Source organism: Bacillus sp. FSL R5-0712, from assembly GCF_038593285.1.
GTDB classification, from domain to species: Bacteria; Bacillota; Bacilli; order Bacillales; family Bacillaceae; genus Bacillus; species Bacillus safensis.
The window spans coordinates 402,245-427,501 of sequence record NZ_CP151981.1 but is presented as its reverse complement, the minus strand read 5'-3'; the positions used below and the strand labels follow the sequence as shown (position 1 = coordinate 427,501).

Below are 25,257 nucleotides of genomic sequence, written 5' to 3'. Positions count from 1 at the left end.
TATTTTTATTTTTTTCCTTGTCATACATCTTTATTTTATATGTTTTTTTAAATTTATAAGTAGGCTTGGAAAGGAGACATAAGAATGCAGAATGAGAACAGGAAACTAACACTCAAAAATTATATTGGTTATGGAACAATGGATTTATTTGGAGGGGGAGCATTCGCTATAATAGGCGCATGGATGTTATATTTTTTCATTACATACTGCGGTCTTACCCCTGTTGAAGCAGGATCTATTATTGCAATTGCACGTATTATTGATGCGATAGCAAGCCCAATTATGGGCCATATCACTGATAATTTCGGTCGTACAAAACTTGGGAAAAAATTTGGAAGACGCAGGTTCTTTTTGCTAGTTGGAAGCCCTTTGATGATTATTTATTCCCTTCTTTGGATTTCTGATATGAATTACTGGTACTATTTAACGGTTTATATTTTGTTAGAATTCCTTGCAGCAATGGTATTAATTCCATTTGAAACTCTTGGAGCTGAAATGACGAATGATTTTAATGCACGGACCAAGCTCTCAACAATAAGATTAATCTATTCAGGACTAGGAACATTTTTAGCTATCTTTATTCCAGGCAGATTATTCGAAATATTCGGAAAAGATTCACCTCAAGTTTTTCTTTACAATGGGATTATCTTCACCTTTATTTTTATGGCTGCATTATTAATTACACATAGAACAACATGGGAACGCAAAATAGAAGAAGACATGATAGAACCTGATGGTGTAGAAAAAGTACCTGCTATAGAATCCATCAAAAAAGTCATCATTGACTTAACATCTACTTTTAGAATAAGAAGTTTCCGTCAGCACCTCACGATGTATATTTGTTCGTTTACGGCCATGGATATTTTAAACGCTGTCTTTGTCTACTTTGTTGTGTTTTCTTTAAATAAAGATGCAGTGCTGGCAGCCGATTTATTATCTATTGGTTCATTACTTCAAATGGTATGTACAATATTGTTTGGTTGGCTCGTGATTAAAATAGGTCCTGCGCCATCTTTGAAAATATCTTATATTGCGATTATTACATGTATCAGCGGTTATATATTTTTATACTTCACACAACCAGCTTATATGATTATAGCGCTGTATGCTTTCTCTGTTATCTTAGGCATCGGAAAGAGTGGATTATATTATATACCATGGAATATTTACACTTTCATTCCTGATGTAGATGAAATGGTCACTCGTAAAAGAAGAGAAGGAATATTTGCAGGTATTATGACGTTTACACGCAAGAGTACTACAGCTTTAGCCACATTTTTGGTAGGAGTTATTTTACAGGAAAGTGGATTCGTTGCAAGCGCGACGACACAGTCTACGACAGCAATAAATGGGATTGTAGGTATTCTATTTTTCGGAACTGTAGGGCTAGTCGGTATTAGTTTAGTTATTTCATTTAAATTTAAATTATCTAAGAAAACTCATTCCATTATGATTAATGAAATTAATAGGTTAAAGAATAATGGTTCAATGGAACAGGCTGATGATGAAACAAGAAGTGTTTTGAAAGCGCTAACAGGATGGGATTACGAGAAGCTTTGGGGTAATAATAACGTAGGATATCAGAATAAGTGCCAACATTTTGAACAACAAGATTTTAAACAGGATATGAACTAACTTTTGTTGTTAGTTGCACTTCAAAAAAAAACACCTTCAGATTGATATCAGAGGTGTTTTTAAATATCTTACATTTAGTGTTTTTTGATTTTAAAACCGGATCTCATCATCTCCATGAATTTGCAGCTTCAGCGGTTCACTTTTCGCCTGATGCTTTTTCACATAGCGGTGATAGACAATATACCCAATGATCATGAGCGGTACACCGACATATAGCCCGATGCGCTGCTCTTGATCAAAGGCAAGGCTGACCAATACGATGGTATTCAGTGTGATCGCAATGATTGGCAGCACCGGATAAAGAGGCGTTTTAAATTTTAAGTTTTCCAGCTTTCCGCCTGCTTTCAAGTATTTTCTACGGAAAAGCAGCTGTGATAATGTAATCGTGATCCAGCCTGTCTGGGCACTCATGCCGGCAATGGACACGATCCAGGCAAATACCGTTTTCTCTGCAAAAAACCCGGATAACAGCGAAATCCCTGTAAACAGGAACGTGAGCAGTAAGGCATTCATCGGAATACCGCGCTGATTGACGCGTCTAAACGCTTTTCCTGCCATTCCTTCCTTCGATAAGGAATACAGCATTCTCGTTGATGCATACAAGCCAGAGTTCGCAACAGATAATAAAGCAATGATAATGACAAAGTTCATGATGTCTGCCGCAAAAGGAATGCCCGTTCTCTCAAACACAGTAACAAATGGGCTTTGCAGCACACTAGCTTCCTTCCAAGGCACCATACCGGCTAAGACGAAAATCGATAAGACGAAAAAGACAAGTGTACGCCATACGGTCTGATGAATCGAGCGGGGAACGGTTTTCTCAGGGTTTTCACTTTCACCTGCCGCAATCCCGATCAACTCTGTTCCTTGAAAGGAAAAATTTACTGTTATCATCGTAACCACAACAGCGAGCAGGCCATTTGGAAACAGCCCGTCACTCACAAAATGGCTGAAGTATGGGGCGGGTTCACCGCTCGTTGTTTCAATAAACCCAAACATCGCCGCTCCACCTACGCCAATAAAGAGTAAAATCGCAATAATCTTAATGGTGGAAAAGAAAAACTCCGACTCCCCGAACGCTTTCGCTGACCGGGCATTTAATAAGAAAAGACAGAGTCCGAATATGAGACACCAAATCCACACATCCACTTGCGGGAGCCAGCGCCTCATCAGCTGCCCTGCTGATAAGAACTCAAGGGCGACCGTTGCTGCCCAGCCGAGCCAATAAATCCAGCCGACAGCAAAACCTGCTGCAGGGCTGACAAATTTCGTCGCATACGTATGAAACGACCCCGACACAGGAAGTGCAACCGACAGCTCACCAAGACACAGCATGGTTAAATACATGATCAATCCGCCCACAATATATGAAAGAACAGCTCCGACTGGCCCTGCTTGTCCAATCGTATAGCCCGTTCCTAAGAAAAAGCCTGTCCCAATGACACCGCCAAGTGAAATCATAAATAAATGGCGGGAGGTCATCGCCCTTTTCAATTGTTCAGGCTGATTTTGTCCAACATCCACAATGATGCCCTCCTTCTTCTAAGATGCTCTGTTATCAAAACATGTCTCCATGTGATTCATTCCATTTTCAAAACAACCTACTAATTATACATCTTTTATAATAAATATGCTTCCTTCTATGGTCACTGTCTCAAAGTCTTTATTTTAGTAATGTTCGCACAACTATGTGGTGGATCAAACCATTTGATAGGATGCCATATATCTAAAATATTGCACAAAAAAACCAGCATGAAACTTTATCGTTGCACACTGGTTTCGTTTCATTCTTTTCAAGTCTCATTTTAGACAGTTCTTATGATCACTTTAGTCACAAGTCATTCTGCTTTTAACAAACACACTTTGATAAATTCATCTATTTTCTGAAAGCAGCGATTTTTAGATTCAGCGTGAAAGGCCGCAGAATATGAATTGGCGAATCCATGCTCACCCTCTACTATTGTCACGCAAAGCTTTTCCTTTTTCTCCAAAACACTCGCAATCTCCCTTGGATGAAAGGATGCTTCGATCTCCGGGAAAAATAACAGCGTTTTGCAGGCGGGCGCAAGATCGACGTCATCTCTGATCCTTGAACCATAAAATCCAATAACTCCTGTAAACAGCTGATCATTTTGGCTGCATCGCCAGGCAATTGTTGCCCCCACACTAAAACCTAGCAGAAATATGTCTATCGCGGCATTCTTCGTTTTTAACTCTTTTGCCAGATTCAGTACACTCTTTACCGGCTTATCAAAACCAACTTTATTCATAAAGTAGTCGTAAGCCTCATTTTCTCTGACATAAGGGAAGTGCTTCGCCTGTCCCAATAAATGAGGACAATAAACCTCAAAACCAGCTGTGTCGAAATAATGGATCATACTCTTCATATGATCATTTATTCCGTATATTTCGTGTATTAAGATCATGACAGGTTTTTGTTTCGATGTATGCAAATGTTCACACTTCCCTTTTGTTTCTTAGAAGTCAATTGAATCGATTGGAAAATTTCGTTGGGATGATCATAGCATATTTTACCCGAATCGTTTATCTAACGTTCCTCCAATCAAATCATCTTAATCATCTTGAACTTGTGATTGGTTTTATTCACCTTTTAACTTGGGTATAGTTCTATCGTTTGTCCGTTCGACCGTTTGAGGGCATAAAGTTGGTGAGATTCGCTCAAGCTAGTTTCAAATGCTTTACTTTTAGGTTGCTTCTCTGTAAGATCATATGTTGTAAATACCAACAAGAAAAGTGGGGAATAAAATGAAAAAAATGTTCTTTGCCATTATTTTAGGCGTTTGTGTTGCATTGATCACGGCATGTGGATCTGGTGCAAGCGACAACGCGAATAAACAATCTGGGTCTAAGGAAGCAGGAGACCTTTGGAAATCCATTCAGGATAAAGGTGTATTAACCATCGGAACAGAGGGAACTTATGCTCCTTTCACCTTCCATGACAAAAAGACAGATAAATTAACTGGCTACGATGTAGAAGTCATCACTGAAGTAGCAAAACGTCTTGACTTAAAACCTGAATTCAAAGAAACACAATGGGACAGTATGTTTGCTGGACTGAATGCAAAACGTTTTGACGTGGTAGCAAACCAAGTTGGGAAAACTGGACGTGAAAATCAATATGATTTCTCTGATAAATATACGACATCTCAAGCTATTGTTGTGACAAAATCAGATAACAACGACATCAAGAAACTATCTGATGTCAAAGGCAAAAAAGCAGCACAATCGTTAACAAGTAACTACAATAAATTAGCAACAGATGCTGGCGCTAAGATTGAAGGCGTTGAAGGTCTTGCACAATCCATTCAATTGATTCAGCAAGGACGTGCTGATCTAACGTTCAATGACAAATTGGCTGTATTGAATTACTTGAAAACAAGCGGTAACAAAAACCTAAAAGTTGCATTTGAAACAGGAGATCCTCAAGAAACGTATTTCGCATTCAGAAAAGGCAGCGGCGAAGTCGTTGACAAAGTGAATGGCGCATTAAAAGAAATGAAGAAAGACGGTACACTTGCTAAGATTTCTAAGAAATGGTTTGGTGAAGATGTTACAAAATAATATCCTGGGAGTCGTCATTCCTTGGGATCTTCTTCAGCAATCTTTTTGGCCAATGGTGATGCAGGGGATTTATTATACAATTCCCCTCGCCATCATTGCCTTTATTATTGGTATTTTTATCGCGCTTGTGACAGCTCTTGCTAGAATGTCTAAGATTAAAGCCCTCAGATGGATTTTCTCCATCTATGTGTCGGCCGTTCGCGGAACGCCGCTTTTTGTGCAATTGTTTATTATTTTCTATTTCTTTCCGACATTTAATATCACACTTGATCCATATCCAAGTGCCATTATTGCTTTTTCTTTAAACGTAGGTGCGTATGCGTCGGAAATTATCCGTGCATCTGTCCTGTCTGTTCCAAAAGGACAATGGGAAGCTGGTTATTCAATCGGAATGACGCATCGCAAAACGCTCGTCCGCGTGATTTTACCGCAGGCTGTGCGTGTATCGATTCCACCGCTCTCTAATTCATTTATTAGTTTAGTGAAGGATACATCCCTTGCCTCCCAAATTCTCGTGGCAGAGATGTTCCGTAAATCACAGGAAATTGCTGCGGCGAACTTGGATCAAATCTTGTTTATTTATATGGAAGCAGCCCTCATCTATTGGGTATTCTGCTTCATTCTATCGCTCGTTCAGCATCAAATTGAAAAACGACTTGATCGATATGTCGCAAGGTAAGGAGGGAACGACATGCTAACAGTCAAAGGTCTCAAGAAATCCTTTGGTGAAAACGAAATTTTAAAGTCGATTGATTTTTCGATCAACAAAGGGCAGGTTGTGGCCATTCTCGGTCCATCTGGTTCAGGAAAAACAACGATGCTTCGCTGTTTAAATGCACTTGAAATACCAAATGGCGGCTCCTTTACCTTCGATGATTTCTCGATTGATTTTTCGAAAAAAAATAAATCAGCTGATCTCCTGAAGTTACGCCGGAAATCAGGAATGGTGTTTCAGGATTATCACCTGTTTCCTCACCGTACAGTGCTTGAAAATGTGATGGAAGGTCCTGTTCAGGTGCAGCGCCGTCCAAAGGAAACGGTTCGAAAGGAAGCCATTCGGCTCTTGCAAAAGGTCGGTCTGGAAGATAAAAAGGATCTGTATCCATTCCAGCTCTCAGGCGGTCAAAAGCAGCGTGTCGGGATTGCCCGTGCACTTGCCATTCAGCCAGAGCTCATGCTTTTTGATGAACCAACCTCTGCGCTTGACCCTGAGCTTGTCGGGGAAGTCTTAAAGGTCATGAAGGATCTAGCGAAGGAAGGCTGGACCATGGCAGTTGTCACACATGAAATTAAGTTTGCCCAAGAAGTAGCAGACGAAGTGATTTTTATTGATGGCGGCGTCATCGTCGAACAAGGTCCCCCGGAAGAAATCTTCAAACGACCAAAGGAAGAACGAACAAAACAATTCTTAAACCGGATCTTAAATCCAGTATGATGAAAAAAGGCTGTTCTCACGTGGTGAGGACAGCCTTTTTTTATATCTCTTTTTGCAGGCGAAGTGCCAGTAAATCTTGCAGGAGCAGTCTCGCTCCCTCTGGACTGATAACCAGCCCGCCGGATAGCACCTTATTGGAACACGTCACTTGTCCTGTTACGATGCAAGGTTTGTCCTGCCAATACGGCTTCATCACAATTTGGTCTTCTTCTCGATAAATCTCCATAAAATCTTGCGGATGAATGTTCAACCGTTTTCTCATCTCTGTCGGCAGGACGATTCTTCCAAATTCATCTATATATTTAACATAATCGTTATTTAACAAATTGCCCCCTCCTGCATCTCTAGATATGATATAAAAGATTCCCTCTTTATGAAGGGATTAAGCGATCAAATCGGTTAATCTGCAGGCTGTTCCAGTGACTAAATACGCTTCCCATATATGATATATCTGTTTGGTGCAGGACCAATATAGGAAAAAGGGTAACATGTGGTGAGGACAAGTTCTTCCTTTTCCTGTTGTAAAGTAATAATTGTTTGATCATCTTTCTTCACTATCTTTGTTTTCTCGATTTCATAGACAAAACGTCCATATGAAAGCTCAATAATCAATTGATCTCCCTTCACAAGTTCTCCTGTTCGTCTAAACACCGTATCACGATGCCCTGATAGAACGATTTGTCCGTGCTCGTTTGGAAAATAACTGTCATGAAAGTGACCAACGCCTTTTGCTAAATCATCTGCTTCTGTTCCTTCTACAATCGGTAACTCAGCTTTTAGCTTTGGGATGTGCAAAAGCCCAATCGCTTCACCAGTCTGCGGCGCAAAAGGGGAATCTGTTTGCCCCTTTTGCTGAATGGCTGCTTGTGCAGACTGAAATGACTGATCTACTTCTTTTTGTCCATCAACGATATTCAAATATCCTACAATCGCAAGACAAAGCCCTGCTATGATCATTATCGCTGAGATGAATTTTTGAAACATGACTGGTTATCCGTTTCTTTTTCTTCTATTCCAAAAAATCAGGGCTGCACCTATTAATACGAGTGCAAATCCTGCTAGTAAAAGGTTGTACATCGCAGTTGCAGTATTCGGAAGATGATGTCCAGGTGTATCCTGTTGTGGATCAGAAGGTTGATCTGGATTTGCTGGCACTTCTGGCACATTCGGTGGTTCTACTGTCGTTGAGTTTTCAGGTTTGTCTGGTTCATCTACATTCTCACCCTTCACGACTCCAATATTTTGAATGGTTTTACCTTCAGATCCTTTGACAGCCTTCGCCTCAAACGTTACGGTATGCCAATCGTTATCTTTGATATCGCCAAATTGACCGGTTACTTTGCCTTTTGTGTAATCTCCGTTGTCGTCATCTTTTGCATCTGTGACGGTTTGTCCATCTACTTTTAATGAACCTTCGACATATTGAAGACCTTCCGGCAGCTTATCTGTGATGACTAGATCTTTGATGACACTGTCTTCTACACTATTTTTTGTTTTGATGGTGTAAAGAAGAGTGTCGCCTGCCTGTACTTGTTTTTCATCTGTATTGCCTTCTGCTTTTTGAGAGATTTCAGATGTTTTTTCTGATTCAAGCTTTGGATCTCTTGGTTCAATTTTTGTTTCAGTCGTTGGTTCATCTGGCGGTGTGTTTTCGCCTGTTACTTTCGCTGTGTTTTGAATGCTTTTACCTGATTGGCCTTTAGCGACTTTCGCTTCAAAGGTCACTGTATGCCAGTCCGTATCTTTGATATCGCCAATTTGACCGGTTACTGTGCCTTTTGTGTAGTCTCCGTTGTCGTCATCTTTTGCATCTGTAACAGCTTGTCCATCTACTTTTAATGACCCTTCGACATATTGAAGACCTTCTGGCAATTCATCGGAAATCACGAGATTGTTGACGATGCTGTCTTCTTCAAGATTCTTTGTTTTGATTGTATACAGAAGGGTATCGCCTACCTGTGGTGTCTTTTTATCTGTGTTGCCCTCTGCCTTCTTTTGAATGTCCGCTGATTTTTCTGATGCTAGTTTTGGATCACGAGGGTAAATTTTTGTTTCTGTTGTTGGCTCTTCTGGCGGTGTGTTTTCGCCTGTGACGCTGGCTGTGTTTTGAATGTCTTGACCAGCCTGTCCCTTTTCAACTGTTACTTCAAACGTCACGGTGTGCCAGTCCGTACCCTTCACATCACCAAAAGAACCTGTAACCTTTCCATCTGTGTAGTCTCCGCTATCGTCGTCTTTTACATCCGTGACAGATTCTCCATCAACTTGCAGGGATCCAGTGACATACTTCAGTCCTTTTGGTAATTGATCTGAAATCACTAAATCTTTAATCAAACTGTCTTCTATCGTATTCTTTGTTTTAATCGTATAAAGAAGGGTATCGCCTACTTCTGGGTGTTTCTCATCTTTGTTACCTTCTGCTTTTTTCTGCAAGACCGCTGATTTTTCTGATTCAAGCTTTGGATCACGCGGATAGATTTCTGTTTTTGTTGTCGGCTTATCCGGCGGTGTGTTGCCGCCTGTGACATTGGCTGTATTTTGAATGTCTTTACCAGATTGTCCTTTTTCAACCGTCACTTCAAACGTCACCGTATGCCAATCTGTATCCTTAATGTCGCCAAATTGTCCTGAAACGGTTCCGTTTGTAAAGTCTCCGTTATCGTCATCCTTTGCGTCTGTGACTGTATCTCCATCCACCTGTAGTGAATTCGGTACATACGCCAATCCTTCTGGCAGCTCATCTGAGATCACTAAGTTTTCAACGAGACTGTCTTCTTTCGTATTCTTTGTTTTAATTGTATAAAGAAGAGTGTCACCGACCTCTGGATGCTTCTCATCTGTGTTACCTTCGGCTTTTTTCTGCAAGACGGCTGATTTTTCAGAGGTCAGCTTCGGGTCACGCGGATAAATTTCTACATTCGTTGTCGGTTCATCTGGCGGTGTGTTGCCGCTTGTGACATTGGCTGTATTTTGAATGTCTTTGCCTGCCTGCCCTTTGTTAATCGTCACTTCGAACGTCACTGTATGCCATTTTGCATCTTTCACTTCACCGAACGTTCCAGTGACAGTTCCGTCTGTCATATCACCGTTGTCATCATCTTTTGTATCTGTGACTGGATTTCCATCTATCTGTAGAGAATTTGGTACATATGATAACCCTTGAGGTAACTTGTCAGAAATCACAAGATCTTCAATGACGCTGTCTTCAACAGCATTACGGGCTTGAATGGTATACAGTAATGTGTCGCCTACTTCTGGATGCTTCTCATCTGTGTTACCTTCGGCTTTTTTCTGTAAGACGGCTGATTTTTCTGATTCAAGCTTTGGGTCACGCGGGTAAATTTCTATGTTTGTTGTTGGTTTGTCCGGTGGTGTGTTTTCCCCTTTGACATTCGCGGTATTTTGAATATCTTTGCCTGCCTGACCTTTGCCTACCGTCGCTTCAAATGTCACTGTGTGCCAATCGGTATCTTTCACGTCACCTATTTGACCTGAAACAGTGCCGTTTGTATAATCACCTTTGTCTTGATCTTTTGCATCTGTTACGCTTGTTCCATCCACCTTAAGGGACCCTGAAACATACGTTAAGCTGCTTGGCAGGCTATCTGATATGATCAGATTTTTGACAATACCATATTGCACAGTATTTTTTGTTTTAATTGTATAAAGTAACGTGTCGCCTACTTCTGGATGCTTCTCATCTGTGTTACCCTCTGCTTTTTTCTGTAAGACAACTGATTTTTCTGATTCAAGCTCTGGAGGATATGGATCAAATTCTGGCTTTACTCGTGATGCTAAGTCGTAAGATAATGAATCACCTACAGTGCCCAAATATGTTGTACTTAATGTTTTCGCATCAAGTGTAAAAAGAGTGGAATGCCCAATGGAATCATTTAATCCTGACTGTAATAGCATTTGTCCATTTGGCAAGAAGCTAATCCCCCGAACGCCTCCGTCAATCGTTTTGCCATCCGCATTTTTAATTGGAATGACACGAATAACTTCTGCTGTATCAGGGTTCATTTGCGCGATGGCCCCACTGCCATTTGATGCGAACCAAAGATAGCCGTCCTTATCAACGACAAGATCTCCGCCAACGCCAGACCCAATGTCATAGCCTACGATTTTTTTGGCCGTTTTTTTCTTCGTAACTAAATCGTATGTTCCAAGGAAATACTCACCATTAGAAGCGTAAGAATATATATATTTATCTTGATACACAACGGCATTAGAAGCACCTTCTGGTAATTGGGCTACACTCTCTGCTTGCCCTGAGGTCGCATTTATTTTATATAGACTAGGGTTAGCGGTATTTGCAGTTGCATACACAACATTTTCTCGATCACTTACAGCAACACCATTCACTGCACCTATATCGATTCCCTTCACCTGTACACTAGCTTTTACGTTTGTTGGATTATTTCCATCAAGCTGCTGAAGAACTAGCGGTCTACTCCCAATAATATATGAATCCGTGTTATTGACAACCACCGTCCCAGCGGCTTTCGTAACAGCTGGTGAGACCGTTAATAAATTTCCAACGATCAGCACCAATATAAGAAATAATTGACTCGTTCTTTTCAATATATTCATTCTTTGACCTCCTCTTTTCCCTGCTTCATATCATAAAGGTATGTACCAGTTCACCTCCCACACTTTGGTAAAGAATATCAGTAACATTTGAAATGCCTCAACATGACTAAATGACTATTTTCGACAAAAATAGACTTTTAGAACTATACACCTCTCGTCATTTGATCTGTCTATGTTTTTTCCAAAAAAATAGCCTTTTTTCATCTTAAATCCCCTCATATATCTATCTTTATAAACAGGTCTTATGATATGAATTACATACAATCCTTTCTATTTAAAGATAAATATTCTTTAATTGGGTGTAGATTATTTTTTTGGCAAAATATATTGAATTATTTTCTTTTTTTCTTAAAGATAGGAAATTAATGGCTTGGTTTGTCAAAAAAAACAATCCGAAAGTCATACTGCTTGTTTTGCCGTTTTGACCTTTACAATTCGAAAAAATTATTTTTGAAGTAAGCGATTACAATTAGGCTAAGCCATTTAAAGGGGTGTGAGAGTATGTTACGATGGAAATCGAGTGTTTAAGAAAGAAGGGAATGCTTTTGAAGCGGGAACATCTTTTACGTTGGTTTTTTTATTTTGTTGGATTGATCGTACTAGCTTTTGGACTATCGCTGACAGTGAAAGGGAAGATCCTTGGGATTGGTCCTTGGGACGCTTTCCACTACGGACTGTTTCAGCATTTTGGACTCACAATTGGACAATGGTCCATTATTATTGGTGCACTTATTGTGACACTGACTTCTATTTTTACGAAATCATTTCCAAAGATCGGCGCTTTACTGAATATGGTGCTGATTGGCGTGTTTATTGATTTCTTTAATGCGATATTACCTGCGCCGCACGGATATTTACCGGCCTTATATGTATTTATTACAGGTGTTGTTGTTTCTGGATATGGCGTTGGCATTTATGTTTCAGCTAATCTTGGCGCTGGGCCACGGGACTCATTAATGCTGCTCATCTCAGCGAAAACGGGACTGAACGTACAGTGGGTTCGAAATGGCATTGAGTTAACAGTGCTTTTGTTTGCATGGATGCTCGGTGGACCGATTGGCATTGGAACGATTTTGACTGCGATCTTCACAGGTCTTGTCCTTCGTTTCTCCTTGCCTCAATCAACACGGCTTCTGGAGCTGCTCATTACAAAAACAGCCGAGAAACCTGTTCAAACCCTGACTAGATGAGAACAAGCCATTCTATAATTAGAATGGCTTTTCTTGTGCTAAAATAAATAAACAGAATATTCACACACAGGAGATGAGACCTATGCAGCTTTTCCACTATCATTACTGGACACCATTTGTTGAAGAGACAGAGCAAGCATATCGTTCGCTAGGCTTTGAGGTAAAAGGTCGTTTCACAAAAAGTGGCTCCTTTCATCCCCCGCTCACTTGGGAAGATTTTAGAGAAGAGCAGCCCACCTTTCGGATCATCGAAATGAGAAAAGGTCAGATCAATATCACTTTTGGCTATAGCAAAAAAGTCCTTTTTGATCACATCGGCTTTCTTGTCTCAGACGAAGAATATGCTCAGCTGCTTGCACAAGCTAAAGAACTAAACTGGCCAATCCAAGCTGGGGAACGGAGAACGTTTCTTTCGACACCTCTTCGTTTAAGGCTTGAGTTACAGCGGCGTACAGATGTCATTGAAACGGGAACCGATGCGCTGCACGCTATGACAATTGCTGTTCCTGATTTGTCACAGACACCTAAAGTGGATCAGCTGCTATCACCTTTGCATCAGCCCATTCACTGGCAAAAAGGTGAACAGCTTTCCCTGCTTAACGTGATTATGACAGATGATGATGGAGTTGATACAACTGATCCGAATGGTGTTCACATCGTGAAACAGACGTAAAACAGCGAGGCTCGCTGCCTCTTTACGTTAATGGACCCTTTTAAGCGGCACTCTTCAATGGTACAATCAATGTAAAAAATTAGAGGTTCGTTATGAAGATATTTGCTATCAAATTACAACACTTAGATGAAATTGATGCACAACAACAAATAGAGCGGCTGAAACCCTTTGTGTCATCTGAAAAGCGTGCTGCGGCTGAACGCTTTCGTTTTTTGATCGATGCAAGAAGAACCTTGTTAGGTGAGGTGCTGGTTCGTCAAACGATCCATGATATGTACGATCTGCCTATGGATCGGATCGTTTTTGAAACTGAGGGCAATGGCAAGCCTGTTGTCCGGCAGCTTCCTTCTTTTCATTTTAATCTTTCTCATTCTGGCGATTGGGTCGTTTGCGCAGTAGATGATGCACCTGTTGGCATTGATATTGAGGAAATCAAACCTATTGATCTGGCGATTGCCAAACGATTTTTTTCAGCGGATGAGTATCAGGATTTACTCTCACAGCCGGCAGAACGGCAGGAAGCGTATTTCTTTCATCTATGGTCAATGAAGGAGGCCTTTATCAAGCTCACTGGAAAAGGCTTATCCTATGGGCTTTCGTCCTTTACAGCCCGTCTGTCAGAGGATGGACAGGCTGCGTTGACATTACCTGATCATGAAACACCTTGCTTTGTTCAAACTTATTCACTTGACCCTGCCTACCAAATGGCGGTATGCACACGAAAGTCTGCTGCGGCTGAAAGCGTAGAGAAAATCACTTGCAGTGATGTGCTGTCCCGTCTTTAATAACGCGTGCTTTGCTGAAATACCGTCTTTAATAGATCGACTCCACGTGTGATCTGCTCTTCTTTCACCTGCCAGATGTTCAGCTGAAGAATGGGGTCCTTTTGATAGGCCTGTAGGTAATGGCGGTCAATTGGCTGAATGGAAACAGATGCCTTTTTCAGCTGCTGAATGAGCTGGTTCATGGGAATCGACCGGTCGACACGTACATGTGTATGGGTAGCTGGTTCCCATTCTCCCAGCTGATAAGCGCTTTGATCATTTTTTAAACTTGCCACGAGCTGCTTGGAGCGGTTTCGATAGCTCGCCCGCATCCTGTCTCTATGCCGCTCAAACATCCCGCTTTTTAAATAGATTTCTAAGGCTGCCTGGGACAGCATGGAGCTGTCGATATCAATCAGCCGTTTGTGTTCGCTAAAAGGTGTAATCAGTTCTTCAGGTAAGACGACAGCTCCTGTTCGCAGTCCCGGAAAAATGATTTTAGAAAAGCTTTTCAAATAAATAACCTTTCCTGCCTGATCGTATGAATAGATCGGGTCTCTTTTTGTGTCGAATTCTAAATCTGCTAGATAATCATCCTCAACAATGTAGACATCATATTTCTCAGCAAGGGCTGCAATCGCTCTTTTTTCTTGCTTTGATAAACTCGTTCCAAGCGGGTTTTGAAATCTTGGCATCGTATAGAAAAAACGAATCTCCTCTTCTCGAAAGATACGTTCTAATTCGATCAGATCGATCCCTTTTTCCGTCCGTTGAATTCCGCGCACAGGCAATTGGTTTTTCTCTAAATATTGGAGATATAAGTGATACCCCGGCTGTTCGACTAGTATGGTTTGTTTTCCATTCGGAAAAGGGATGGTGCTTAAAATGGATAACGCGAGCTGAATACCAGAGGTCATGACGATCTGTTCTGGATGAGCAAACACTTGATAATCCATTAATCGCTTTGAAATGACTGGCAGCAGGGATGGTAAGCCGTTGGCTGTGCCGTAAATAAATAAGTCATTTTGATATAAATCGATCGCTTGGTTGATGCAGTGCTGGAAATCGACATATGGAAACACAACGGGATCAGGAGCAGATGAAGCAAAATCAATCCATGTGCCGTCCTGCTTACCTGCTGATTGCTTCGTTTTCACGACATAATAGCCGCTCCTTTCTACAGAATACAGCAGATGTTCACGCTCCAATGTCTCCAGCGCTTTGATGACAGTGCTTTTACTCACTGCATATTGAGCCGCTAAGTGGCGAATGGAGGGAATTTTCATTCCAGCGCTGTACTCACCTGAATCCATTTTTTCTTTTAAACTCGAGACAAGCTGATCATATTTCCTCACGCCTTTTCCTCCTTGTACCGGTACAGATATCATGTTCTCTTATTGTACACGTTAGATGATCCGATTACGATAGAAGAACAGAACCGGTCAATTCATTTGAAGCATGCATGCTCATGTAAGGAGTCACGTTATGAATATGTCAAAACAAAAAGCGTATGCTGCCGCGGTCGCATACGCCTCTATCATTGGTTTTTCCTTTTTGTTTGTCAAAATAGCATTAGAATCAGCAAATCCAATCGATTTATTGGCACACCGCTTTACTGTTTCTTTTGCAGCCGCTTTATTGCTGTATCCGTTTCTACGAAAAAAGTATCGCATATCCATTCAATGGCGTGATCTCATTTATATCGTACCGTTTTCCTTGCTTTACCCTGTTTTGTTCTTTGCTTTTCAAGTGTGGGGATTGATGTATACATCTTCTTCAGAGGCTGGCATCATTCAAGCGACGATTCCCATTTTGACGATGCTGCTGGCAGCCTGGTTTTTAAAGGAACGTGCGACATGGATACAAGTGCTGTTTACCTTTCTTTCTGTGTGCGGGGTGATGCTTCTCTTTGTCATGAAGGGAATTGATGTTAAGCATTCTCATTTCATCGGCTATGTACTGATTTTACTTTCAGCCCTGTCATCCAGTGCATATAGTGTGTTTGCCAGAGTGATTACAAAACGATTCCATGTGATCGAACTCACCTTTGTGATGACCTTCTTTGGCTTTGTCTTTTTTAATGCCGCTGCGCTTATTCGGCATTCGATCAATGGGTCATTGCCTCAGTTTTTCAGTCCATTTACAGAAGCATCCTTTGTATGGTCGATGCTCTTTTTAGGTATTCTTTCATCGCTTCTCACGGCGTATTTATCAAACTATGCACTCTCGCAGCTTGAAGCGGCAAAGGTCAGCATCTTTAACAATTTATCCGCGTTTATCACAGTCGCCGCCGGGGTTCTCATTTTACACGAAACGATTGATTGGTATCATCTCCTCGGAGGGGTGCTGGTCATTGGCGGGGTGATTGGCGGGAATGTGGTGAAGAAACAGCATTCATAAGAAAAAGCGGCCTCTTTATAGAGAGCCGCTTTCTTTTTTAATGTCTGATCAATTGCTGCTTGGCTGTTAGCTCAATCACATGTCTCATCTGCTCTGCAAATGGCTCAAGGTGTGTGTTGATGTACATGTGGCCTCCATCGAAATTGGTGCGTTCGATCGTTTTTGCCCATTTTAACCAGCCGCTTGCATCCTGCATGCATTTCTCATCTTGCTTTCCATTGAATAAATAAACAGGTGTGTCGATAATCGATTGATCTGTGTGCTGAAAGGTTTCTAACGCCTGGTAGTCTGCACGCAATGACGGCGTAAAGTAATCCATCATTGGTTTGTTCTCTAGTAATTCCTTTGGAATCCCGCCCATTTCGGCAATATGCTGTACAAATGCTTCATTGGATAAATGTGTCAGCATCTGCCGTTTTGTTTGCGGAGGCTGAATGGCTGAGATCACCACTGCTGCAGGATAAATTCCTTCCTTTTCTAGCAGCTGGGTTAGTCTGTATACCACAAGCCCTCCCATTGAATGTCCAAACAGAATAAATGGGCGGTTCAATTTGTCCGTAAGTCCTTCTTTATACAGCTCTGCCAGCCGGTCAATGCTTGATTCAAGCGGCATGAGATTGGTGCCGTGCCCTGGGGGCTCTGCTGCTGTGACTTCGGCCACGTCTTTTAGCTGTTCAAAGAGCGGACGGTATGAGGCGGAATATCCGCCGGCAAAAGGAAAACAAATAAGCTGAATGAGATCTGATTTTTTTTCAAAGGTTTTCAATAACTGATTCATACGTCTTTACCCCTTTATAATCGTTTGAAGAATCCGTGCCAGTTCATCTGCCTGCGGTCTTTTCATCATGGTGACATGATCGCCTTTGATGTGGTAATACGAGCACGACTCTTTCGTATAAGCCTCCCAATCTGCGAACTTCTTCTGGAAATCGCTTGCGTGATCACTGCTTTGAACAATATAAAATGGCACAGGGAATGGTTCTTTTTCTAATTCAATGGCTTGTGACATGATCGTATTATGCGTTTGCATTTGCAAATATTTATCTAAATATTGATCATTCATGAATTGATGAACAACTTCATCCTTTTCTGCCTCTTTGAGTATTTTCTGCTTCACTTCTTGGAAGCTCAATCCTTGTAAAGCTTCTGGCTGAATGCCGACCAGGTTCCCCATCCCAAGGACAAGTGCGAGCATTTTTACTTCTTCTTCGTTCATATCGGCATGAAGTGCCTGATCTGCCTCATCTCTTAGCACTGGCACCGTATCTAAAATGATGAGTCCTTTCGGTGCTTTTCCTGCATGGCAGAGCCGCTGATTCATTCCGTAGGCAAGATGCCCGCCCATTGAATGCCCTGCGAGATAGTCAATCCCCGGACGGTAGAACGTCTCAATAGCTTCAATAAAAAGGGTTACAAGCTCCGTGTAATGGAGGAATTGCGGCTCTTCATCCTCATATAGGCCAGGAGACTGCAAGGCGTACACAGCCCCTTGATGTGTCATGAGCTTAGCAACATCAATATAGCCCATCACTGTTCCACCAGCAGGCGGCGCAAAGAATATTCTCGGTTCGGCTGGATCGCCTTTTTTCAGCTCGATCACGTAGTCCTTCGGAGACCTTTCAACGTTCTCAGCGGCTTCTGGCACTGCGTCCAAATGGGCGGCTAATTGCGCAGGCGCCGGGTGCATGAAAATCCATTTTGGATCAACACGAACACCTTTTTCTTTTAATTTGGCCACAGCCTGAATACTCATAATGGAATCGCCGCCCAGATCAAAGAAGGAGTCATGCATACCTACTTGCTTCACACCAAGCACTTCTTTGAAAGCTGCGACAATCCGTTCCTCCGTTTCGGTGACCGGTTTGTCGTCATCACGGGAAAGGGAAATTGTTTCTGTTGGCTCTGGCAGTGCTTTTTGATCAACCTTCCCGTTCGTTGTCACCGGCATTTCATCCAGTACGACAAAGTAACTTGGAATCATATAGCCTGGCAGGCTTTCCTGCAAAAAGGCTTTCCAGCCCGGAACAGGATTTTCTCCATCTGTCACAAGGTAGGCCGCCAGCCGTTTTGAGCTGCCATACGTTTTGGCGATGACTGTACATTCTTTGATTTGCGGATGCTTGAGCAGGGCTGTCTCAATTTCTCCGCATTCAATTCGGTAGCCTCTAATTTTCACCAGGTGATCTTTTCGGCCGAGGTATTCAATGGTGCCATCTGATCGCCATGTACCAAGGTCGCCTGAACGATACAGCTTGTCTCCCTTTAGTTTAGGAAAAGGATTGTCAATAAACCGCTCCTTTGTCTGCTCTGGATCATGAAGGTAGCCTTTCGCAAGGCCAGTTCCGCCGATATAAATTTCTCCTTTGACGCCTGCTGGTACTGGGTTGAGCGCTTCGTCCAGTATGACGACAGTTGAGTTCGACACCGGCACACCAATTGGAACTGATTTTGCACCTGCTGGCACGTGTGTGACTTGATGTGTTGTGGCTAATGTCGTGTTTTCTGTTGGACCGTAAGCATTGACGAGCACACCTTCCATATGCGGCAGTGCCTTTCGTGCATGCTCACTAGACATGGCTTCCCCGCCAACGAGTAATGTGCGGTAGCCTGCCACACTTTTCGGATCATGCTCTACCAGTCGATTAAATAAAGCGGTTGGCAGACAGTTGGCTGTCACTTGATACGTTTTGATGAATTGCGTTAATTCTTCCATATTCAGTGCTGCATATTTTGGGAGCAGAATCAGCTGACCGCCATTCAGCAGCACCCCCCATAATTCAAATGTAAAGGCATCAAAAGCATAGTTTGAGAGCTGAAGCATTTTGTCATCTGGACCGAGCTTTATATAATTTGTTTCTCTAACTAAGCGGACAACTCCTGCATGAGGGAGCATCACGCCTTTTGGTGTACCTGTTGAGCCTGATGTGTAGTTGACATAGGCTATCTGGTCTTCCCCTATGATCGAGGCTTCTCTTTGATACACTGCATTTGTTTCTAGTATTGGCTTGTCCATGACAATCTTTGAACCTGTAAAGTCTACGAGACGATCTGCAAGATGAGACTGGGTGATGATCACATCGCTTTGCGTATCACGAACGATGAGACGGATGCGTGCATCAGGATATTCAGGTGACATCGGAACATACGCAGCACCAGATTTGACGATTCCTAGGACCGAAACAATCATGTCAAAGGAGCGATCAAATAGCATCGGTACAAGGGAGCCTGGTCCAATTCCTTTTGACTGCAAGTAAGCAGCAAGCTTTGTCGCCTTTTCATCCAAGTCTTCATATGTCATGTGTTCATCCATATAGGACAAGGCAATACGATGCGGATGACGCTGCACCTGCTCTTCAAACAATTCTTGAAGCGTTCGCTTTGGATATGGCGTTTCCGTTTGATTTTTGCCTAGAATCATGGCCGCCTGTTCCGCTTTGTTCATTAAGCAATAATCAGCAAATGTACGCTCAGGCTGTGCGGTCATGCCATCTAGCACATGGAGATAATAGTTCATATAACGATGAATGGTCTCTTGATCAAATAAATCCGTATTGTATTCCACCTGAATCGACAGCTGCTCTTCCTGTTCAAATACATGCAGGGTGAGATCAAATTTAGATACTGTATGATGGACCATCACATGTTCACTTGTCAGCCCTTTAAGGTTTACATCGAGCGAATCGGTGACATACCCCATGGCCGCCTGAAAAATAGGGGACCGGCTTAAATCTCTATCTAACGAAAGGTCATCGACAAGCTTGTCAAATGGATAATGCTGATGCTCAAACGCTTTTAATGTCATCTCTTTCACGTTTTCCAAAAGATCGGCAAACGTCTCTGCTGTTGAGACGTCCTGTCTCAGCGCAAGTGTATTCACAAACATCCCAACGAGCTGCTCTGATTGCTTGGCATCCCGGCCCGCGATAGGCGATCCAATGATGATATCTGTCTGTCCGGACAGCTTGTGAAGCAGGACGTAGTACGCGGACAGCATCGTCATGAACAATGTCGTGCCCTGCTGCTTGGACAAAGCCTGCAAGCGGCGGATAAGCGGTTCATCCAGTACGATTTGCTCTGTAGCACCGTTAAATGTTTGAACCGGCGGACGAGGACGGTCAAACGGCAGCTCCAGCACTGGAAGTTCACCTTGTAACGTATTGAGCCAATAGGCTTGGTCTTCTTGATGATGCTTTAATTGTTCATTTTCCCAATGTACATAGTCTGTCCATTCGATTTCTAAGGCTGGGAGCTGCGGCGTTTCATCTGCAAGCAGCGCTTCATATGCCACTTCTAATTCCTGAATGAGCAGGCTGAGTGACCATGCATCTGAAATGATGTGGTGCTGCGCGCAAAGGAGATAATACTCCTCCTTGCCCATATCTACTATCGTCCACTGCGCAAGAGGTCCTCTTTCTAAATCATAAACGCGGTCTGCCTCTTGCTGAATGAGCTGCTTGAGTCTTCTCGCTCTTGTTTTTTCATTAAATAACGAGAAATTTGCCACAGTCACAGATGGCGGAAGGTCTTCGCGAATAAGTTGAACCGGCTTGCCGCCAAGTGATTTAAATACTGCCCGAAGTGCTTCATGCCGCTTTGTTAAAAGGCCAATCGCTTTTGTTAATGCTTGAACGTGTAATGGTCCTGTCAGCTTCCAAGCACCTAATATATTGTAATGATGGCTCTTTTCTAATGTGGATAAGAACCAAATACGCTTCTGGGCATGTGACAGTTCATAGCTTGTTTGCTTTTCAAGCTTTGGAATTTTAGCTTCCTGAACGGCTGGCGCCCCTTTGATGTCATCAACCATTTGCGCCAGATGTGCCAGATGCTTACTTTCAAATAATATTTTTAAAGGCGCCTTCATTGAAAATTCATGATTGATCCGGGAAATGGTTTGAGTCGCTTTTAGTGAATGCCCGCCAAGGTCGAAGAATTGATCCTCTTTATACACACGATCTACATCTAAAATGTCCTCCCATATGGCGGCAAGAAGCTGCTCTGTCTTCGTTTCTGGCAATAGCTTTTCAAGGCTTTGTCCGTTTTTGTCATGATTCAATTTGAGTGCTTCATAATCAATAGAGCCATCTTGCTTTTTCGGTATTTCCTTTACTTGCTGAATGTCCCATTTGCCTTTTGAGACGCTCGTGATCTCTTCAACATGCACTTCTTTGCCAGGCTGAACGGTGTAAAAAAGCTTTTTCTCAAAGACCGGTATTGGAGCTGGCTGAAGATACCCGGCGATGTCTGGATTTGCTTCGTCCAGACCGATAAATAGATGCGCTTCATTGAGCCGGACACCTAAACATAATGAATGGAGACCTTGCTTCTTTCCAATCAATTGAAATCCTTTGCGAACGGTGAGAGCTGCTCCGGTATGCCCCTTAGACAAACCGAGATTATCCCACATACTGAAGTTCAAAGAGATCGCTCGTCTTCCTTCTTGAAAGGTGAGAGCATGCGCGAGTCCATCTAAAAAGCTGTTGGCCGCAGAGTATGCCCCAAATGTTGTGCCGCCAAAAAAGCCATTGACCGATCCAAAAAAGACAAGCGGTACTGTCGGATCATACTTAAAGGCTTCCTGCAGGACCCATGCTCCGTCTGCTTTCCCTGACATTTCTTTTGTGAAATCCTCTTCTGACGTATGAGCCAGTGTATACTTGTCCGCCTGCTGAAAATGCTCAGACACATTACCAGCACCGGCCAAATGCAGCACACCCCGGATTGATTGTCCAAAATGCTTTTCTGCTTCATAAATCGCCTGTTCAACGTCACGTAAGTTGGTCACATCTGCTTGGATATAAATGACGTCACCAACATCTTTAAGCTGTGAGAAGGCTTCTTTCTTTTCCAAGCTGTCTTCCAGAGATGTCCGTCCAATCAATATGAGCTTTAAGCCAAATTGGAGCATTTGCTTAGACAGCTCAAACCCAATCCCGCCAAGTCCTCCAGTTAATAAATAAAGACCTTCATATTCTAAAAAACCTTCTGTTTGGGGCGCTTCGATCATATTGACTTTTTCCAGCTTTGGTACGAATCTGTCCCCATTTCGGTAAGAAACCTCTGCTTTTATATGAATCGCAGACAATTCTTCCGCAATATGCTTGGCATCCTGTTCTGCATTCTCCGCTTCAATATCAAGATGAGACACCTCTGCTCCTTCCCATTCTTGCGGAATGGTTTTTAGCAGACCTACAAGCGGCGTTTTCTCCACATGAAGATCGTCTTCAGGCTTCACAAATTGACCACCTTTTGTCACAACGACAAGACGGATGGGCTCTTTATTTGCTTGTCTCAATGCTTGATACAAGTACAAAATGGATTGATTGGTGCTGGCATGCAGCTCTTTGAACTGCGCAGGATCAACGATGTCTTCTTTGTCTGACACATTCCACAGATGGAGCATACGTCCGATCTTTAGTTCATCTGCTTCAAGTGCGGCAATGAGCCTGACGTAATCCCCCTTGATTCTCGGATTTATCTGGTACATCCCTTTGGACAGACGCAAAAATTCATGCCCTTTTCTCACAGAAATATATGGCTGTTTCTTTTGCTCAAATTGTGTGTAAAGCGATTGATACAGCCCTTTTTCATCCTCGAAAACGAGTACATGATCAGTAAAAGGCTGAGTTGGACCGATATGCTCCTTAGCCCAAATGCGTTTGAAAAACCAGTCTGGGAGTGTTTGTTCATTTTCAGAAGCAAGATCCAGTGCTTGTTCAATGTCACGGAAGGCTCCATCTTTTAGTGCTGCGCCTAACTGGGCACGCTGGATTTTCCCACTCTCCGTTTTTGGAAATTGGTCTTTTTTCACCGGAATGATGTGATCAGGCTCTATGCCGATTTTTCGAATGATGGCCTCTCTAATCTGTTGAATCATCGCGATTTGTTCCTCTATTGAATCCCTTTGTGAGACAAAAAAGACGGCAAGCGTGTCATTGCTTGATTCGGGATTATAAATGCCGTACGCAGCGGCAAAAGTGACTTCGACCCCGTCCACCTCTTCTACAACCGCTTCAATTTCATAATTCAAATAGTTAGCGCCGTTGATGACAATGATGTCTTTTTCTCGACCTGTCAGAACGAGACGCCCTTCATGAATAAACCCTAAATCCCCTGTGTGAAACCAGCCGTTTTCCGCAAAAACTTCTTGATTGGCTTCTTCATTTTGATAGTAGCCCATCATAATTGTTGGACCCTTCACCTGCAAGCGCCCAACCTGATCTTCTGGCAGCACCTCGTGATGCTCATCTACAATTCGAATCCATACAGACGGAATCGGCGTGCCGACTTCTGTAAACGTCATCTTGTTCGGATGATCGTGCGTCACATATTCAATCTCACTTGTTAACGAGGTTTGATCAATCGTCAGCTGTCCATCCTGTTCACTGTTCCGCATAAATTTCTTTGACTGAACAATGGCTGAGGATGTTTCTGACATACCGTAAGCAGGTACCATTGCATGACGGTTTAATCCGTGCTGGCCCATCATGTGCATGAAGCGCTGCGTGACTTTCGGAACAACCGCTTCGGCTGCATTCATGATATAAGTCAGAGTAGACAGGTCCCAGTTTCCCTTACGAATGTCGTCTTCATATTCATTCATCATGGCAAAGGCAAAGTTTGGTGCCCATGTCCTTGTGACCCCGTATGTTTCTACCCAATCCAGCCACACCATCGGCTGCTCGATAAATTGATCGATGGATGGACTTATCTGCTGGCAGCCAAGGTAGACGTCATGTACATGAAACATGACAATTCCACCAACATGATCAAGCGGCATCCAGTTAAGCGACACATCCTCATGTGTAAAGCCGTTTACCTGCTCAAAGGCCATAATTCTAGATAAAATGCTTTGATGATGATGACGGATACACTTTGGTACACCCGTACTTCCTGAAGACAGCAGCTGCAGCACAGGCTCATCCGGCTCTGGCTCATAATGCTGTTCATCTGGTTCATACGCCAGCAATGTTTCAATTGTTAAGATAGGCACGACCTTTGCTTCAAATGTCTCACGCAGGCCAGCAATGTCCTCAGCACTTGCTTCATTCGTAATAATGAAAGGTTCATTTTGCAGCTGAAACACGCCCTTCAGCTTATTCACACCTTGATTCACTTCATCATAAACAGGCGGCACAGAGACTGGGGTCGGAATGATTCCTCCGAGAATACAGCCCCAGAACACCGTGATAAAATCTTGATGGTCTTTCAATTGAAGTAATACTTGATCGCCGTTTGACAGTCCTGCTGCCCTTAAACCTGACAGAACCCGTTCAGCGCTAGTTAGTAATTCAGGATAGGTTTGGGTCAACGTACGCCCGCCTTCTTTCAAATAAGTCACCCCGCGGTCTGGTGACATAAAGGCTGATCGAATCAGCACCTCTGTCAGTGTGACAGGTGTGCCTGGTTTTTTGATCACATCTCCGCCATACACAAGTGCAGGCGGCTTCTCATGTAGAGATGATGGTTTTGCTTCGCCCGCTTCACTTTTCGAAAGCGTTTCGTTCCCTTGAGTACGCTGTCGGTCAGGAAACAGGTCATCTAGATGATAGGGCATGCGTTTTTCTGACTGACTTTCAATGAAAGCGGCCGCTTCCTCTACTCCATCTATAGCTTTGGTGCGCTCTTCTATCTTTCTTAATTCCTCTTGATCTATGATTTCAATTGAAAGCAGTGCCTCTTTGTCGACTGCTCCACTTTCTGTCTTTGGCAAAGAAGGTAATAAGACGAGAGCGGCCGGCACTTCATGAGGATGAAGCGGACCTTTCTTCAGATCCTCTCTTGTCAGCGAAGCGTCCTTCGCCTGTGCAAATAGCACAAGCGATAAACTGCCTTCTTGATTTTTCTTCGGAATGATTGCACATTCCTTAAGCGGAAAATGAAGCATCATGACTTGCTCTAATGCTTTGAGATCTATCCGTTTTCCGTTGATTCTGACGATATGATTTGCTGCATGTCCTTTTCGTCTACTCACTAGCATCGTTC

At 42.8% G+C, this 25,257-nt stretch carries 16 protein-coding genes; 8 read left to right on the top strand and 8 right to left on the bottom strand.

Annotation, left to right across the window (positions count from 1 at the left end):
* The first annotated feature begins 84 nt into the window (after positions 1–84).
* Positions 85–1,635 carry an MFS transporter gene (locus tag NSU11_RS02040; protein ID WP_342493771.1) on the top strand — a complete coding sequence of 517 codons (1,551 nt, stop codon included), beginning with the start codon at positions 85–87 and terminating at the stop codon, positions 1,633–1,635.
* A gap of 90 nt (positions 1,636–1,725) precedes the next feature.
* On the opposite strand, the gene NSU11_RS02035 is transcribed toward NSU11_RS02040, so the two are convergent.
* Together NSU11_RS02035 and NSU11_RS02030 are read right to left on the bottom strand one after the other, a co-directional pair.
* Positions 1,726–3,117, bottom strand: a complete 1,392-nt coding sequence (locus tag NSU11_RS02035) for an amino acid permease (RefSeq protein ID WP_044332722.1) — start codon at positions 3,115–3,117, stop codon at positions 1,726–1,728.
* Positions 3,118–3,473: 356 nt separating this feature from the next.
* A complete protein-coding gene (locus NSU11_RS02030; RefSeq protein ID WP_254968229.1) occupies positions 3,474–4,088 on the bottom strand; it encodes a dienelactone hydrolase family protein in 615 nt (204 codons plus the stop codon).
* Positions 4,089–4,401: 313 nt separating this feature from the next.
* Between NSU11_RS02030 and tcyA the strand changes: the two genes are divergently transcribed.
* From tcyA to NSU11_RS02015, 3 genes are read left to right on the top strand one after another with little or no spacing between them, the layout of a single operon-like run.
* A complete protein-coding gene (gene tcyA, locus NSU11_RS02025; protein ID WP_081123980.1) occupies positions 4,402–5,217 on the top strand; it encodes a cystine ABC transporter substrate-binding lipoprotein TcyA in 816 nt (271 codons plus the stop codon).
* Positions 5,204–5,896, top strand: a complete 693-nt coding sequence (locus NSU11_RS02020) for an amino acid ABC transporter permease (RefSeq protein ID WP_024424286.1) — start codon at positions 5,204–5,206, stop codon at positions 5,894–5,896. The genes tcyA and NSU11_RS02020 overlap by 14 nt, the downstream gene beginning before the upstream one ends.
* Positions 5,897–5,908: 12 nt before the next feature.
* Positions 5,909–6,652: an amino acid ABC transporter ATP-binding protein gene (locus tag NSU11_RS02015; protein WP_024427293.1), complete on the top strand. Its 744-nt coding sequence runs from the start codon at positions 5,909–5,911 to the stop codon at positions 6,650–6,652.
* A 40-nt stretch (positions 6,653–6,692) separates the two neighbouring features.
* Here NSU11_RS02015 and NSU11_RS02010 read toward each other — a convergent pair whose 3' ends face one another.
* The 3 genes from NSU11_RS02010 to NSU11_RS02000 all read right to left on the bottom strand — a co-directional run bounded on the left by NSU11_RS02010 (position 6,693) and on the right by NSU11_RS02000 (position 11,245).
* Positions 6,693–6,977 (bottom strand): AbrB/MazE/SpoVT family DNA-binding domain-containing protein, encoded by a 285-nt coding sequence (locus NSU11_RS02010; RefSeq protein ID WP_171463947.1) that lies wholly within the window; start codon positions 6,975–6,977, stop codon positions 6,693–6,695.
* Positions 6,978–7,075: 98 nt separating this feature from the next.
* Complete coding sequence (locus tag NSU11_RS02005; protein WP_135032846.1) at positions 7,076–7,636, bottom strand: class D sortase; 561 nt, start codon at positions 7,634–7,636, stop codon at positions 7,076–7,078.
* Between the two features lie 6 nt (positions 7,637–7,642).
* Positions 7,643–11,245 (bottom strand): isopeptide-forming domain-containing fimbrial protein, encoded by a 3,603-nt coding sequence (locus NSU11_RS02000; protein ID WP_171463946.1) that lies wholly within the window; start codon positions 11,243–11,245, stop codon positions 7,643–7,645.
* Positions 11,246–11,790: 545 nt separating this feature from the next.
* Between NSU11_RS02000 and NSU11_RS01995 the strand changes: the two genes are divergently transcribed.
* From NSU11_RS01995 to NSU11_RS01985, 3 genes are all read left to right on the top strand, one after another.
* Positions 11,791–12,435: a YitT family protein gene (locus tag NSU11_RS01995; protein WP_024427289.1), complete on the top strand. Its 645-nt coding sequence runs from the start codon at positions 11,791–11,793 to the stop codon at positions 12,433–12,435.
* A gap of 82 nt (positions 12,436–12,517) precedes the next feature.
* Positions 12,518–13,108, top strand: a complete 591-nt coding sequence (locus tag NSU11_RS01990; protein ID WP_024427288.1) for a hypothetical protein — start codon at positions 12,518–12,520, stop codon at positions 13,106–13,108.
* Between the two features lie 92 nt (positions 13,109–13,200).
* Positions 13,201–13,893, top strand: a complete 693-nt coding sequence (locus NSU11_RS01985; protein ID WP_024427287.1) for a 4'-phosphopantetheinyl transferase superfamily protein — start codon at positions 13,201–13,203, stop codon at positions 13,891–13,893.
* On the opposite strand, the gene NSU11_RS01980 is transcribed toward NSU11_RS01985, so the two are convergent.
* Complete coding sequence (locus NSU11_RS01980) at positions 13,890–15,227, bottom strand: PLP-dependent aminotransferase family protein (RefSeq protein WP_135032838.1); 1,338 nt, start codon at positions 15,225–15,227, stop codon at positions 13,890–13,892. The two genes, NSU11_RS01985 and NSU11_RS01980, sit on opposite strands and share 4 nt — an antisense overlap.
* Before the next feature lie 130 nt (positions 15,228–15,357).
* On the opposite strand from NSU11_RS01980, the gene NSU11_RS01975 reads away from it, so the two are divergent.
* Positions 15,358–16,272 carry a DMT family transporter gene (locus NSU11_RS01975; RefSeq protein WP_034622968.1) on the top strand — a complete coding sequence of 305 codons (915 nt, stop codon included), beginning with the start codon at positions 15,358–15,360 and terminating at the stop codon, positions 16,270–16,272.
* A gap of 37 nt (positions 16,273–16,309) precedes the next feature.
* Here NSU11_RS01975 and NSU11_RS01970 read toward each other — a convergent pair whose 3' ends face one another.
* Both NSU11_RS01970 and NSU11_RS01965 read right to left on the bottom strand, forming a co-directional pair.
* The gene (locus NSU11_RS01970; RefSeq protein ID WP_171463945.1) at positions 16,310–17,050 is read right to left on the bottom strand and encodes an alpha/beta fold hydrolase; all 741 of its coding nucleotides are present in this window, start codon (positions 17,048–17,050) and stop codon (positions 16,310–16,312) included.
* A 6-nt stretch (positions 17,051–17,056) separates the two neighbouring features.
* On the bottom strand, positions 17,057–25,252 hold the full coding sequence (locus NSU11_RS01965) for a non-ribosomal peptide synthetase (protein ID WP_216100057.1): 8,196 nt from the start codon (positions 25,250–25,252) through the stop codon (positions 17,057–17,059).
* Positions 25,253–25,257: the final 5 nt, after the last annotated feature.